The following is a 13613-nucleotide window of genomic DNA, read 5'->3' on the forward strand; positions in this document are numbered from 1 at the left end:
TTATAAGGCCGCTTCAATCCTTGCTGCCGTCTCTGCCAGTTCCTCTGAAGCCATTTTTCCCGGCTCCCAGGTCACCATTTCCGGTCCTCCTGCGTAACGGGGGATCACGTGTACATGGAAATGAAAGACCGTCTGTCCCGCTTCCGCTCCGTTATTCTGGACCAGATTAAATCCGGCACAGCCAAGCGCCTCCTTCATTGCCGCCCCGATTTTAGCTGCCAGCGGAAGGACCCTGGCCGCCACCTTCTCGTCCAGTTCGCAGACGTCCTTAAAATGTTCCTTTGGAAGGATCAGGGCATGCCCTCTGGATGCCGGTCCCAGATCAAGGATCACACGAAAATCCTCATCCTCGTAGATCGTAGCCGATGGAATCTCACCATTGGCAATTTTACAAAAAATACAATCCTTATCTTTCATTCCAAACTCCTCCATCATCCATTTTTTTCTTTGGTTTTCGATATAAAAGGATCCCCAGAAGGATTCCCAGGATCAATCCGGCCACATGGGCTGCATTATCTACACCCGAACTGGTGAGCCCCATATACAGGGAAAGAACGATCATAACGGCTAACTGCTTCGTCTGCAGATCCTCCAGACGTCCCTTATTGACAGCCACCGCATAAAACAGTCCGCCGATCACTCCAAAGATCGCCCCTGATGCTCCGGCAGATACCACCATAGGGTCCTTATTTCCTATCATCATGGAGATCCAGTTGGCTCCGATTCCGCTGAACAGGTACAGGATCAGATATTTTACATGTCCCAGGGCCCTTTCCAGGTTATCCCCCAGAGCAAACAGAACGATCATGTTATTCACCAGGTGGCTGATTCCAAAATGCATGAACATGGCCGTTAGAAGACGGTAATATTCCCCGTCTTCCATGACTGCCGCCTTCAGCATTGCCCCTTTCGTATACATAAAATATGCATCCTCAGAGGATCCGGCCACCTCCAGGTATAAAAAAACCAGAGCGTTCACCGCCATCAGTATCCAGTTTATATATGACTTTTTCCCGGCGGTACCTTCCATTCCCTCAGCCCTTTCCTGCCGTCATAATATCATACCTTTTACAGTCCCGCAATGGAACGTAACTGGATAAGCCTAGTCCATGATACCCAGGCCCCTCGCCACAATCGTGATAAAATCCTGAACATTGGTCACCATGGTAGTGGCTGACAGGCTTCCTCTGTCCAGAAGCTTATTGACTACAAATTCGTCTGCATCTACTGTATAAAGATACAGCGGCCGTATGGTGCCATCTTCCAGGACCCTGAACGACGGCGTCATATTGCCTGTGGCAATGGTATGGAGCATGGTAGCCAGACAGATAACACAGGTGGATTTTTTTACAAGCTGTCTCATGGCCCTCTGGCCTGCATAAGCGTCTCCGATCACCTCCGGCATCGGACCGTCATCACGGATCGATCCCGTCAGTACAAAAGGAACCTGCTTCTTTACACAGCTGTATATGATCCCATTGTCGATTTTGTAATCTTCAATGAACTGGGGGATCGATCCGCTCCTGCGGACCCGGTTGATCACGTCCAGATGGTTATAATGGCCATTGGGCATGGAAACCTGGGTATAGATATCCTGTCCCAGGGCCGTATGGAGGAGAGCCCCCTCCAGATCATGGGTCGCCAACGCATTTCCAGCCATCAGTCCATGGGCATACCCATTCTCCACAAGCGCCTGCATCGCTTTTCTGACATTATGATCAAAGGAAAATGCCGGTCCCATGACCCATAAGATATTTCCATGCTCCTTCTCATATTTCAAGAGCTCCAGGAGATTATCGTAATCTCTGGCATAGGACGTTTCTCTGCTGCGCCCCTGCCGGAACACGAACTTTTCCTTTTCAGACGTTTCTTCGGTCTCAAAGCCTGTATTATGGACATAAATTCCCTCCTGGCACTGTTCGCTGCGGCCCAGGATCACCTTCTGCCCTTGTTTCAGGTTTCTGTTTTCCACCACCTCCAGGTGTCCATCCTCACAGATCACCACGCTGGAATCCATGCGGCTTTCTTCCGCCAGCACCCACCGGCCGCCGATCTTAAAATATTCCGGATACATGGATGTACTGTGGAAATATTCCGGTGCAACTCCATCTTTTTCCACAAGCTCCCATTTTACCTCTGGCGCGCTCACAAACTGAGGGAGCGAAAAGTCCGGGTGATGGTATTCTGGTAATTTGAATGGCATGTCATTCCTCCTCTCGCCCGCTTCACGCGGATATATTTTTTTCATTATATCATAAATCCCTATTCTTTTGGTGCACATTGGAATTATAAAATGAAAATTTTTAGTCCGCCGCCCGCATGCTCTGCGTATCTGGTTCCGAGAAAGGACGATCACTCGGGTCTTACCGGAACCGGAACCTTCTTCCAGCGATCTCCACTTCGCTGCCCGACTCAAGGCTGCACGTCTCATTGGCCTCCAGAAGTCTTCCATTTACTTTTGTTCCATTAGTAGAATTCAGGTCTGTAATGGTATAGGCTCCGTCCTTCTCTTCTATTTTTACATGAAGCCGGCTGACGCCCGGCTCATTCAGACAAAAATCTGCCATTTCCCGGCTTTTCCCGATCAGGAATGGAAAATATGTCAGAGGGATCTCCAGGTTTCCGGAAAATGCTGTCAGCTTCCGGCTTTCTATTTCCAAAGGCCTGGCTGCCAGAAGGATCGTCTGGAACTCCTCTTCCTTTTCTTCCCTCTGTTCTGCAGCAGGCCGGCTGGAAATTCTCCCCGCATCCGCCTCCTCTTCCCTAAAATATACCTCCCATGGTTCTGTCTTTTCCCGGTCCTCCCCCTCTGGACCACGCTCCTCCTGCCGCCTGGAATCCGCCTTCCCTTTCCCAGTTCCGGCCTTCACCCCCGACAACAGAAACACTTCCACTGCCAAAAGGACCATCTCTGCAGCCCCCAGGATCCATTTATACTGAAACAGGCCATGGATTCCAAAAAGAGCAGCTGCAGCCGCCGGAAGAACTGCCATAAGTATTCCGACGGCTATGGCCACTGTCTTTAAGACCTTATCCCTCTCCCCTCCCCTTCCATGGTCTGATCCGCAGACCCTTGAAGAGGATTTTTCTGTCCTTCTCTCATTCATCCATTCCCCAGATCCCCGCGCTCCGTTTTCTGTATCCATTTTCCATGGATCCTGCCTTTTTTCCTCCTCCGTTCCGGTCTGCCCGCCTGTACGGTTCCTGGAGACCTCTTTTTCTTCCGCTTCGCCGTTTTTTCCAGCCTCTGACTCTGCCCTGGCCTTTTCCAGACACTTTCCAATCTCCTCAAGTCCGAAATTCTCTTTTCTGGACTCACGGAAAATGGCAAATGCCAGCACCACGGCCTCCCCGTCCCTGTGGTCCACGTGATCCAGCAGATATTGAGACAGTTCACGGAATCCATGGGAAAAATCCCATATGCCCCCAGGTACCAGGCAGAACGAGCATTGGAAGGAATCTGGATCCACATAGATCATTTCCGGGGTCAGATCCATGGATTTTTCGTCTAAAAGGTATCTCTCTGTCTGCTTCAGAGAAAATAAAAGATCTGCCGCCAGCCGTTCCAGTTCTTTTCCCCTTAAATTTCTGTGTTCCAGGATCCTCCCCAGCGGCTGTCTGGACGTAACATCATAATAGAACCACCGCTCCCCATCCACCTGCTTTTCTCGAAATGGAAGAAAGCCCGGGATCCTGTTTTCTGTCAGCATCCGCACCGTATATTCTTCATTTTTTCCCGGTCCCGGCTTCAGGACCATATAATTCCGGTTCATTTCCCGTCTGAACTCCACTTCCCCCATCATCCTGGCCATTCCCCATTTCTGTCAGGGCCGCTGTCCTCCGTAAAAATAGCTCCGGACGGAACGCTCCCCTTTCTATTTCCAGCGCCCACGCTCCAGCAGACGCATATCCCGAAATCTTTCCTGTTTTTCTTTTAAGCCTGGCGCTGTATTTCCCCAGCCAGAGCCTGGGATTTCCCTGTTCCTCTGCCTGCCCGGTAAAATAAGTATCCTCTTTCTTTTCATCCCTGTTATAGGAGGCCCGTTCCAGAGCCTCTTCCAGGATCATAGAACCGGTTATCTCATCATGGATCGTATAGGCCTCTTTTATGGTCATTCCCATAACCATAAAGACCAGACCAAGGACCAGCGCCGCCTCCACCGTAAAGCTGGCCGCAAGCCGCCGTTCTTTTTTCAGGAAAGCACCAGCCAGAGTCCCACTGGAAGCAGAAAGGGGAGGAACGGAAGCCTTTTCTGCCGGACGCCGACACCTCCGATGAAGGATGCGGCCATATATGCAAGGCTGTACACACTGCAAAAAATGAGCCCCGATAAAAAAAGCATAAAATTTTCTGCTGGCTCCAGAAAAAAACCGGTCACAATAAAAAACCATCCGTCTCCCTCCCCGATTCCTCCATCCGTGATCTGTCCCAGTATCAGAAGAAAGATCCCTACCGCTGCTGATGACAGCAGCCCAAGTACACTGCGCCCGGAAAGCAATGAAACGGCTGCGCCAAGGCTCCCTGCCGCCGCCAGGAACCCCTGCCCCACTGTCCTGCTCCGGAGATCCTGCCAGACCGCCCACACCAGAAATATCAGAAATATCCATTTTCCCATTCAGTTAACCGCCTCCCTCTGCTTTCTTTCTGGATGCACAGTAAGAGCATACGCCCAGGTGTCCCACATCCTCCAGATCCACTTTCCGGACGTAGGAGACCATGGAGCTGCAGGCCCGGTTAAAATGATAATGCCCGCCTCCTGCGGTCACATACACCGTCCGGTCCCCATGCCCGGAGTCCGCACACCGGGAGCAGGGGCGGTAACGCTCTCCGAACTGGTTTGTCATTTTTTCTGCCTGATTTAAGGATACAGCTTCATATGCATTGGAAATATAATGGCAGTCCCTATACAAGTGGTACCTGCCCATACCTGCTCCCACATACACGGCATGTCCGTTTCCCTCACCGGCTTCTGTCGTATGCTCTCCCGACTCCATCAGCTTTCCTTCCAGACCGATCCATCCCCTCCTTCTGGAAGCTGCCTTCATGGTAATTCCCTGTCTGTATACAGGAAAGAATGGGATCCTTTCCGTATATTCCACTTCCAGGCAGATATTTCCCGATGGATCCGGAGCCTTTGCATCCTTCACAGTCACATGGTCCACAAGCTTTTCTGCTTTTCCCTGGATCCACAGTCCGGCTGCTGCTCCAGAAAGAAGCTCCACATATCCACTGGATAGACCGCCTTCCCCGTCCACAGCTCCACCTGCGGAGCCGGATCCATTTCCAGTCCCCTCACCGCTCCCAGGTTCCAGTTCCTTCAGATACACAGCCTGACTTAATTCTTCGCTAAAGCATTCCAGCGCCGTCTGGACCTGTCTCTGCCGGTCCAGCCACCGCACAGGCTCCATGAGCGCAGCTGCAAAAAACAGCCAGAGCGGAAGACAAAGGGCGGCTTCCACTGTCATACTGGCAGAGACGCGCCGGGAATGTCCGGAGATGAATGGCAGTACCCTCTTTCCCAGGATAAAAACAATATTTATTAAGGGGAGAATGCAAGGTACTTGGAGAGACATTGCACACTGGTAATGCAATTTGGATTTTAGAAATGTGCCTTTCAGCATATGAGAATGAAAATCTGAAAAAGAGGGCACCGCCATTCACCTCCGTTCTTAATACGCCCAGGCTGTCTCCACAGTCTGCCAGTACTCACCCTTCATAAGAAACAAATGCCGTTGGGATATCTCTGTGCGGATCTCCACCTCACAGGCACAGGCATCCGTCGAAAAGTCCTTCTGTTTTTTTCTTACATTCCACTGGATCACATCCATCATCCTGTAATTTCTCACAGCCTTATCCTCCAGGAACAGCAGGATCCTGATATAATCCTCATATCCGCTGCCGGAAGCTTCCATATCCGGCCTCCCCTCCAGAAACTCCATGGCCAGCAGCCCGTCCAGACTCAGATGCCATGTGCTGTCCGTTTTCCAGAATCCGGTCTTCCCGCCGTCCAGAAGCCCACGCACATCCCAGACGGCCTCTCCCAGAGCCCAGAGGCTTAAGATCAGAAAACCAACGATCAGTCCTGCCGCCGCATTTCCCCCGGAAACCGCTGCTGCCAGGCCGTCTGCCTGGGCTTTCTTATCTGCCGCATTAAGGAGATACAAAAGGTTCATGGCCGCCCGGATCATAAGGAGCTGTTCCACGGTCTGGGCCAGGTTATCCCGGTCAGAGCCTTTTCCGCAGAGAAGATATTCCTGTTCATAATCCAGGGCCTGATCCGCCAGCTCCTCACGGCTTTCGCTTTTTTTCAGAAAGGAGTCAAAATACAGGAGTATGTATTCGTTCACCAGAAGCTGGGCTGCCAGCCCGTTGGACTCTGTTTTTTCTTCAGACTGTTCTTTTGAAGGACCATTCTGTCCGGCTCTGACTCTTTTTTCTGAAAGCTTTACTCCCTTTGGTATTACCAGCTTCAGAAGGTCTCCGCTCAGCATCTCCTCCAGCCGGTCCAGAGCGCTGGATTTTTCCTGGTCCACAGGCTCCTGCACTGCTGCTTCCGGTATCTGGACCATATCCATAAGCTCCTGGATCTGATCCCAGTCCGGCCCCGTCTCATCTTCTTCCCCATTTTCCTCATGCTCCCCATCTCCTCCTTCCTCCAGAAGCTCTGAAATTTCCTCCAGACGGACAGCCTCCGCCTCCAGCTGATCTTTCATCTCCTGACAGCGCCCCTGAAATTCCCTGGCGGCCTCTTCCACACTCTGATACGCCGCCAGCTCCATATCCATGGTTTCCGACGCCTGCGGCTCCATCCCTTCCCTTCTTTCTTCCCCTCTGGCAGATCGGCTGTCCTCAGAAAGAGCCTCCACCTCCTTTTGATACCAATCCGCCAGAGCAGGAAACTTTCCGATCTTTTTCAAAAGTCTCTTTATCTCCGTTTCCATTTTTCCGGCCCTTTCATCCGCAGCCGCCTCTGCTGCCCGTATCCTTGACCGCTCCATATCCTCCAGTGCAGCCTCCACCTCCCTCCTGGCCTTTTCAAGCCGCCTTGTATGCCTTCCGGCCTGGCGGCATACCTTAAATACAGTCCTGAAGTCTCCTGCCCGGGAAGCGTCCCTTGCGCTCTCCGAGACCCCGGACAGATCTCCGGCAATATCCGGCAGTCGGTACCGGACATAGGAGAGGATCCCGTCCTCCAGAGGCTTTCCCGCATGGTCCTGCATATTCAGAATGGCTGTGACCTCCCGGCTCTTCCGCTTCATCGGATACAGGTTCTCCTGTTCCAGATAAAAATCCAGATACGTATCGAAGGAACGCCCAATGGCCTCTGGAGACTCATACTCCAGGAACAAAAGATGGTACATATCCCACAGATTCCGGTTATACTGGCTCATAACAGAGGCCATGGCTGAATTGGCGGCCATCGTAAGGTACAGTCTGGCTCCCGCCGTCCGGGCCGATTCCAGAAGTCCCATAAAAAGCGACAGGATACACACCAGCGTAAGGCTCAGAAACACAGTAATCTCTCCCCTTTTTTTCATGATCAGTACACCTCTTTTGACTGCTTGCTGATCTCCGAAAAAATATTGTTCAAAAGCTGATTGATCTGTTTTTTAAAGATGATCACCAATCCGATCAGTACCACCAGGATCAGCACCACCTCGATCACGCCAACACCGTCTTCTTCCTTTAAAAACTCCATGATCCTCATACGGTCCCTCCTTTCAGCCCAGCGAGAAAAACGCCGGCGCAGTTACCATTACCATAACGATTCCGAGCATCCCAAACATGGGAAGCAGCAGCTTTGTGGACGCCTCCTCCCCCTTTCTCCGGGCCAGGTCCGCCTGTATCTTAAAGGCTTCTTCCATTTCCGGCTCCAGAAGGCTTCTGAGGCTGCTTCCACCTGTGCGCAGAGAGCTCTCCAGAATACCGGAAAATCTCGTGTAACACCGGAGTCCGCAGCGTTTTCCAAACCGGACGTATGCAAAAGCCTCCGGCGTCCCCGTCTCCATCTGGTTCAACGTGACCTGCATTTCCTGGTAAACCTCTGAAAACGGAAGCGTCTCCGACTGTTTCCGGTCCTGGACTGTCTTTTTCCAGGCCTGGCGGATGGAATAACCGGCCCCTGTCAGTACCAGAAAGCCTGAGACCAGGTCCGGATAAGCTGCCGTCAGGCTCTCCTCCCTTCTCTTTTTCTGGACCTGTTCGTCATTTTTTTCCTTCATCCAGAGACAGGCCGCCAGAACGCCTCCCAGAACCAGAAGGACCGCATTCTGAAACCGTCCCTTTCTCCGGTATGTAATGGGGACTCCTTCAAATTCTTCCATAAGCCGGACCGTCTCATTTTCCATATCCTCCAGCGCCAGACTGTCTATCCTTTCCGCCAGGCGCTCTCCCTGGGTCATCTCCTCCGGAAGGACGGTGACCGGGACCGTCACCAGCTCCTTCTCCTCTCCGCATGAAAGCTCCGCCATCAAAGAGAACGTTTCCCCCCTGGACGGGTCCACCCCCCGGAGCCCTTCCTGGTTTAAAAGCCCCATGCTGCTCAGAAGCTCCGGCCTCTCCGATTCCCATTCCACCTGGATCCCATATCCCGGAAGCTCCTCCGGCAGCTCCAGATCTGTGCGGATCTGGTCCAAAGACACATTGCTTCCCAGGATACCGGACAGGAGGATCTCCGAAATCTCTGGCATACGCTGGTGGAATTCCTTTGGGGAAAGTCTCCGGGGCGGAACCGTTACTGCCAGTTCAACAGCTCCCTCCTCCAGTCCTTCCGCATAAAATTCGTATACTGCATCCCTTTGTCCCCATGGGTTCCGTTTTAAGATCCCTTTATCCACAGTCTGCCGGTCTGTATCCGCCGCTTCAGCTCCCAAAAAGAAAACGATTCCCAGGGCAGCGCATCCCCCATACCGGAGATATCTGTATACCGTTCCCCTCATATACGAATCTCCAGGATCCTTTTTGAAAGGCTGCAGGCCCCTAAATAAATTCCAAGACATACTGTCATCACCACCCGTCCGGCTGCCGTCCCATAAAGAAGGTCAAAAAAGCCCGGGGACGTAAGCTCGATATAAAAAACGATCAGCAGCGGAATGGCGCTCATGATCCTCTGCTCCATCCGCCTGGCTGCTGTGGCCGTCATAATGTCCTCCTGGATCCGTATCTTTTCCGCGATGATCTCCGCTGTCCTGGCAATGATCCTTACCAACTCCCCTCCGCTTTTCCGGGCTGCCAGAAACACCTCGGAAAAGCTCTGGATATCCTCCAGGCCGCTCCTCCTGGCAAAGTCCCCCAGGGCCTCCCCGAAAGCCCGGTTCATCCGGGTCTTGGCGAGGATCAGGCGCAGCTCCTGGGATATCATAGAATCCTTCCCATAAAGCCGGTCCATTTCCTCCAATGCAGCGGCAAAGGCATTTTCCACCGAATACCCTGCGTTGAGTCCGGAGGCAGCCGAAAGGATCGCATCCTTGAACTGGAGCTTTAAGGCCTCTTTCCGCCGCCGCTTCAGATCCTTTCTCAAGATAAGCGGATAGCAGATCCCCATAGGCACCAGCACCGCAAACAGCGCCACGCTTCTGTAAAATACGAAGTCAAGAAGCGCCAGATACCCAATTCCCTGGCTTCCATACAGCAGCCACTCCTTTTTGCTCAGCCGGTATACCTCATAATCCATACCCTGCCCTTCTGAGCTTTTCCTGGCATCTGAGGTCTCCGGCCTTTCTGAGCTCTCCCTCCCCGTCAAGGGAAAACAAAGGCCTGAGGACGATCTCACCATTTTCAATTCCCACCACCTCCTCGATTGCCGTCACCTTCCGGCTCCTGTTCCTCATTCTTGCCACATGGACCATCACATCCAGGGCTGACGCGATCTGGCTCCTTATGGCCGGCAGGGGAAGCTCCATCCCCATAAGGACCATCGTCTCCAGCCTGGCCAGCATATCCCGGCAGCTATTGGCATGGCCGGTGCAAAAGCTCCCGTCATGGCCGGTATTCATGGCCTGGAGCAGGTCTACGGCCTCCTGGCCCCGGACCTCCCCGATCACTATACGGTCCGGTCTCATACGCAAAGCCGCCCGTATCAGCATCCCGATCCCGATGGCTCCCTGGCCCTCCCCGTTGGCGTTTCTTGTTTCCAGCCGTACCAGGTTCTCAATGTGGGCCAGCTTCAATTCCGCTGAATCCTCAATGGTGATCACCCGCTCTTCTGGAGGGATAAACTCCGAAAGAGCGTTTAAAAAGGTCGTCTTTCCCGCCCCCGTGCCTCCGCTGACAAAAATATTGTATCGGGCCGCCGCCAGTATTTTTAAAAGGTCCGCCGCCTCCCTTGTGACGCTCCCGTATTCCAGAAGCCGGTCCATGGTGATCGGATCCGGGAATTTCCGGATCGTGAGGATCGGTCCGTTTAGTGCCACCGGCTCCAGCACCACATGGACCCTCGAACCGTCCTCCAGCCTGGCATCCACAATGGGGGACGCCGTATTGACCGTCCGGTTGACCCGGCTGACGATCTGCCGGATCAGCTCCAGAAGCTGTTCCCGGGATTCAAAGGATTTTTCCCATCTCCGGATCCTCCCTTCTGTCTCCACAAACACCTCCTCCGGGCCGTTGACCATGATCTCCGTGATTCCCGGGTCATCCACCAGCTCCTGCAGGATATCCAGCCTCCGGAAGGAATCGAACAGCTCCTTCTGAAGTCTCAGCCTGTCCCTGAGAGCCATGGGTTCCCGCTCCATCTGCTCCAGGATCTTCCCGTCGATGACCTGGGACAGCTCCTCATCCGTCATCTGGCGCTCATAGGACATTCCCTGGAGGATCTCCTCCCGCAGCTCCCGTTTCAGATCCTGTATCAGCTCTCCCATATCCCTCTCTGCCCCTTTAACATCCCTCGGACGAAATCTCCCAGATCCCCCCACAAAAGCTCCTGCGGAAAATGCTCCATCCGCTTCATTCCTGTGACCATGGGAACATGGATCTTATGGAATTTTCCCGCCACCGTCTTTTTCCCGCTTTTTTCCACATACTGCTCAAACTCCTGGAGCTTGGCCCTGGAAACGGCATCTTCCCGGATGGGCATATAGACCGCCTGGCAGATCTCCAGAAGCGGCATGACCTGTCTCCCATAGTTCCCAATATCCAGGACCAGGGTCCCATATCCTCCCTCCTCCAGGATCTTTAACAGGAAATCCGCCATTTCCTCTGAAGTGATCTGGTTATAATCATCCGGAAAACGGATCGGAGGAAGCCAGGCCATATCTCCCAGATAGTAAATGACCGAATTAAGCTGAAGGCCGTGGAACCGGCCCTGCTTATAATAATAGATCAGATCTGAAAGATCCCGCTTCCACTGCTCGTCCAGAAGACCGGAAAAACCGGTAAACGTATCCAGCGTAATGAACAGCAGCTTTTCCTCTCTGGCCAGAAGCTGGCCCATTGCCAGGGCCAATGACGTTTTTCCGCATCTTCCCACCGGGGAATACACGCCGATGATCCGTTTCCCCGAAGCCGGAAGCCCCGGAAAATCCGTTTTCCCTTCCGGCGTTTCACAGTAGGCCGCCATCACCTCCCGCAGGATATCGTCGCCGGACTGGTATTTATAGATCCCATGCCCGCCTCCCTCCCCTGCCCGGACTTCCTCCTCTGTGAGAAGAATCCGCTGGACCGACGGGAGGCCTGGAAAGCCTCCTTCGGACAGCGTTCCCGTAAGGAGCACATCGATCCCATGGTCCCTGGCAAACTCCTCCAGCCGCTTCCTGGATGTAAAGGCCCGGGCGGAAAAGATCCCGTCCTCCCTCCGGTTGATATAATCAGAAAGCCGTTCCGCATAAAACGGATCCTCGTCGTAAACTGCCATGATCTTTTTCATCTTCCCTCACCTCCTCAGAGATATCTTCCAGCCAGCCATATACAATATCCCAGGAACAGCCAGGGACCCAGCCGCAGGATATTCCGTTTATCCTCCCTTCCCGGATATTCCAGGAGCTTCCCCTCCCTTCCGGAGCGGATGATAAAGGTTCCGATCCGCTCCATCCGCATCCACAGCGAGCCCTGCTGCCAGATCATCCCCGCCGCCCGGAGGGCGGCCAGAAAAAGCCCGGTGAAGATCACCAGGAGCCCCGGCCCCATACCCAGAAGACCTGTACAGAGAGCCATCAGCTTAATGTCCCCGGCTCCCAGCATCCTGCATAAAAACAGGGTATAAAATACAGCACATGTACCAATGACCCGGGCCGCCAGTCCCGCCAGCAATATAAACACATCTCCGCCGGTCCCGGCTCCCCATATGGCTCCCACAATCCCGCCTGCCAGCCCCAGAAGGATCTGCCAGTGGAACACCTTCCCATACCTTCAGTCCGTCACAGCGGCTGAAAGCAGTACGACAAATAAAACTGCCAAGGGCAGACACCTCCCATCTTTATTTTTGTTGTTTTCTGGAATCCTGCCCCGATCCTGGGGCTTCCGGCGAAACTGCCGGTCCTGTCCCGGGCGGACGCCCGGTTGGAAATGATCTGGAAATGAAGAAGCTCATTTCTGAATGTGCTCCTATTATCGGCCAAACAGGAAAAAAAGTCAATTTCAAAACCGTAAAATCGCCCTCTATATTTTCAGCAATATTCTACAAAAAATTTCATACAAAATAATAACTTTACTAAGTTTTATCCAAAACATTGACGTACCTTTCAAAAAATGCTAGAATATATTTAGTTTATATTTTTAAACCAATGGAATCAGAACACACAGACAGGAGGGCCATCCTATGCCGCAGGAACCGGACGACAGAGAATATACGCCGGATGAAAGCCGGTTAAAAACTTCATTCAGGGAGTGTATCCCCCTTTTCATCGCCCTGGGCGACAGTACCCGCCTAGCCATCATCCAGCAGCTTTATGAGGTGGAGGAGGACCGCAGATCCCTGGAGACGGAGCAGAAAGGCGGCCGCAGCGTATCCGAAAAACGCCGCGCTCCGGGTCTCAACGTGAAAGAAATCACAGAAAAAACCAGTCTTTCCCGTCCGGCTGTCTCCCATCATCTGAAGATCCTGAAGGATTCGGGGCTGATCGCTGTGGAAAAACGCGGCGTCTGCAATTATTACCATCTGACCAGCCAGTCTGCCATCGACCGGCTTCTCAGATTAAACGAGGCGCTGCAGCAGAATTCCAGTAAATGAATATCTCGCCCATAAAAAGACAATACTACCATTAACCTTTGTAATGCTCCGGAACGCGCCGCACAGCACCGGAAGTCAAACCAGTCAGAAGCCGGAGGTTCCGAAGCTTCCGGAAACCGGAAAAACAGCCTCCAGCAAACGAAGCTGCGGGCTGCCGGGAGGCCGGATACTGGAAAAGACCAATACCAGAAGAAAGGAAAATGGAAGTATGCGATTCATAAACAAAAAATCCGCGCCAAATAAGGAACGGACGAAGGAGCTTCTGGAGCTGAAAAAGCAGATCATGGCCAGCCAGACTGCGATCCTTTCCGCCCAGAACCAGTTTGAGCAGGTGGTGGACCCCGCGCTGATCGACTGCTACATTTATGAACTGAACGCAGCCCAGCTCCGCTACCAGTTCCTTCTCCAGAGCCTTAAAAAGCGGGAATTACAGGAGGTCTGACCGGC

The 13613-nt window shown here is 52.9% G+C and carries 16 protein-coding genes; 2 read left to right on the plus strand and 14 right to left on the minus strand.

From position 1 onward, the window contains the following. From ACI6NM_RS08955 to ACI6NM_RS09020, 14 genes are all read right to left on the minus strand, one after another. On the minus strand, positions 1–417 hold the full coding sequence (locus tag ACI6NM_RS08955) for an HIT family protein (protein ID WP_022272592.1): 417 nt from the start codon (positions 415–417) through the stop codon (positions 1–3). Further along, complete coding sequence (locus ACI6NM_RS08960) at positions 407–1030, minus strand: rhomboid family intramembrane serine protease (protein ID WP_262427111.1); 624 nt, start codon at positions 1028–1030, stop codon at positions 407–409. Before ACI6NM_RS08960 ends, ACI6NM_RS08955 begins: the two co-directional genes overlap by 11 nt. A gap of 72 nt (positions 1031–1102) precedes the next feature. Then, positions 1103–2203: a putative NPN-dependent ornithine cyclodeaminase gene (locus ACI6NM_RS08965; protein ID WP_262427110.1), complete on the minus strand. Its 1101-nt coding sequence runs from the start codon at positions 2201–2203 to the stop codon at positions 1103–1105. A 160-nt stretch (positions 2204–2363) separates the two neighbouring features. Further along, the gene (locus ACI6NM_RS08970; protein WP_262427109.1) at positions 2364–3803 is read right to left on the minus strand and encodes an FHA domain-containing protein; all 1440 of its coding nucleotides are present in this window, start codon (positions 3801–3803) and stop codon (positions 2364–2366) included. Next, complete coding sequence (locus tag ACI6NM_RS08975) at positions 3727–4116, minus strand: hypothetical protein (protein WP_262427108.1); 390 nt, start codon at positions 4114–4116, stop codon at positions 3727–3729. The genes ACI6NM_RS08970 and ACI6NM_RS08975 overlap by 77 nt, the downstream gene beginning before the upstream one ends. Positions 4117–4193: 77 nt before the next feature. Continuing rightward, entirely contained in the window at positions 4194–4616 is a 423-nt protein-coding gene (locus ACI6NM_RS08980) for a prepilin peptidase (RefSeq protein ID WP_262427107.1), read from the minus strand. 4 nt (positions 4617–4620) lie between these two features. Further along, on the minus strand, positions 4621–5466 hold the full coding sequence (locus ACI6NM_RS08985; protein ID WP_262427106.1) for a hypothetical protein: 846 nt from the start codon (positions 5464–5466) through the stop codon (positions 4621–4623). Between the two features lie 204 nt (positions 5467–5670). Further along, entirely contained in the window at positions 5671–7539 is a 1869-nt protein-coding gene (locus ACI6NM_RS08990) for a DUF5702 domain-containing protein (protein ID WP_262427105.1), read from the minus strand. Positions 7540–7541: 2 nt separating this feature from the next. Then, entirely contained in the window at positions 7542–7709 is a 168-nt protein-coding gene (locus ACI6NM_RS08995; RefSeq protein WP_022272600.1) for a Flp1 family type IVb pilin, read from the minus strand. A gap of 13 nt (positions 7710–7722) precedes the next feature. Next, positions 7723–8940, minus strand: a complete 1218-nt coding sequence (locus tag ACI6NM_RS09000) for a hypothetical protein (RefSeq protein WP_262427104.1) — start codon at positions 8938–8940, stop codon at positions 7723–7725. Then, positions 8937–9674, minus strand: a complete 738-nt coding sequence (locus ACI6NM_RS09005) for a type II secretion system F family protein (protein WP_262427103.1) — start codon at positions 9672–9674, stop codon at positions 8937–8939. Before ACI6NM_RS09005 ends, ACI6NM_RS09000 begins: the two co-directional genes overlap by 4 nt. After that, positions 9664–10860 (minus strand): TadA family conjugal transfer-associated ATPase, encoded by a 1197-nt coding sequence (locus ACI6NM_RS09010; RefSeq protein WP_262427102.1) that lies wholly within the window; start codon positions 10858–10860, stop codon positions 9664–9666. The genes ACI6NM_RS09005 and ACI6NM_RS09010 overlap by 11 nt, the downstream gene beginning before the upstream one ends. Continuing rightward, on the minus strand, positions 10848–11864 hold the full coding sequence (locus ACI6NM_RS09015) for a P-loop NTPase family protein (protein ID WP_158359732.1): 1017 nt from the start codon (positions 11862–11864) through the stop codon (positions 10848–10850). The genes ACI6NM_RS09010 and ACI6NM_RS09015 overlap by 13 nt, the downstream gene beginning before the upstream one ends. A 14-nt stretch (positions 11865–11878) precedes the next feature. Continuing rightward, entirely contained in the window at positions 11879–12334 is a 456-nt protein-coding gene (locus tag ACI6NM_RS09020; RefSeq protein WP_158359734.1) for a hypothetical protein, read from the minus strand. 421 nt (positions 12335–12755) lie between these two features. Here ACI6NM_RS09020 and ACI6NM_RS09025 point away from each other — a divergent pair, with 421 nt between their 5' ends. Both ACI6NM_RS09025 and ACI6NM_RS09030 read left to right on the plus strand, forming a co-directional pair. After that, positions 12756–13166, plus strand: a complete 411-nt coding sequence (locus tag ACI6NM_RS09025; protein ID WP_022274400.1) for an ArsR/SmtB family transcription factor — start codon at positions 12756–12758, stop codon at positions 13164–13166. Positions 13167–13374: 208 nt separating this feature from the next. Then, positions 13375–13608 (plus strand): YaaL family protein, encoded by a 234-nt coding sequence (locus ACI6NM_RS09030; protein WP_022274401.1) that lies wholly within the window; start codon positions 13375–13377, stop codon positions 13606–13608. Positions 13609–13613: the final 5 nt, after the last annotated feature.

The sequence above is a fragment of the Pilosibacter sp. YYHA0881 genome (assembly GCF_051602715.1).
Lineage (GTDB): Bacteria > Bacillota > Clostridia > Lachnospirales > Lachnospiraceae > Alitiscatomonas > Alitiscatomonas aceti.

Excerpts from the sequence above, each read along its gene's own strand:
- ACI6NM_RS09030 (WP_022274401.1), top strand. The coding sequence starts at position 13,375 with ATGCGATTCATAAACAAAAAATCCGCGCCAAATAAGGAACGGACGAAG.
- ACI6NM_RS09025 (WP_022274400.1), top strand. The coding sequence starts at position 12,756 with ATGCCGCAGGAACCGGACGACAGAGAATATACGCCGGATGAAAGCCGG.
- ACI6NM_RS08955 (WP_022272592.1), bottom strand. The coding sequence starts at position 417 with ATGAAAGATAAGGATTGTATTTTTTGTAAAATTGCCAATGGTGAGATT.
- ACI6NM_RS09000 (WP_262427104.1), bottom strand. The coding sequence starts at position 8,940 with ATGAGGGGAACGGTATACAGATATCTCCGGTATGGGGGATGCGCTGCC.
- ACI6NM_RS08970 (WP_262427109.1), bottom strand. The coding sequence starts at position 3,803 with ATGATGGGGGAAGTGGAGTTCAGACGGGAAATGAACCGGAATTATATG.
- ACI6NM_RS09005 (WP_262427103.1), bottom strand. The coding sequence starts at position 9,674 with ATGGATTATGAGGTATACCGGCTGAGCAAAAAGGAGTGGCTGCTGTAT.
- ACI6NM_RS08980 (WP_262427107.1), bottom strand. The coding sequence starts at position 4,616 with ATGGGAAAATGGATATTTCTGATATTTCTGGTGTGGGCGGTCTGGCAG.
- ACI6NM_RS09010 (WP_262427102.1), bottom strand. The coding sequence starts at position 10,860 with ATGGGAGAGCTGATACAGGATCTGAAACGGGAGCTGCGGGAGGAGATC.
- ACI6NM_RS08990 (WP_262427105.1), bottom strand. The coding sequence starts at position 7,539 with ATGAAAAAAAGGGGAGAGATTACTGTGTTTCTGAGCCTTACGCTGGTG.
- ACI6NM_RS08985 (WP_262427106.1), bottom strand. The coding sequence starts at position 5,466 with ATGACAGTGGAAGCCGCCCTTTGTCTTCCGCTCTGGCTGTTTTTTGCA.
- ACI6NM_RS08960 (WP_262427111.1), bottom strand. The coding sequence starts at position 1,030 with ATGGAAGGTACCGCCGGGAAAAAGTCATATATAAACTGGATACTGATG.
- ACI6NM_RS08975 (WP_262427108.1), bottom strand. The coding sequence starts at position 4,116 with ATGACCATAAAAGAGGCCTATACGATCCATGATGAGATAACCGGTTCT.
- ACI6NM_RS08965 (WP_262427110.1), bottom strand. The coding sequence starts at position 2,203 with ATGCCATTCAAATTACCAGAATACCATCACCCGGACTTTTCGCTCCCT.
- ACI6NM_RS08995 (WP_022272600.1), bottom strand. The coding sequence starts at position 7,709 with ATGAGGATCATGGAGTTTTTAAAGGAAGAAGACGGTGTTGGCGTGATC.
- ACI6NM_RS09015 (WP_158359732.1), bottom strand. The coding sequence starts at position 11,864 with ATGAAAAAGATCATGGCAGTTTACGACGAGGATCCGTTTTATGCGGAA.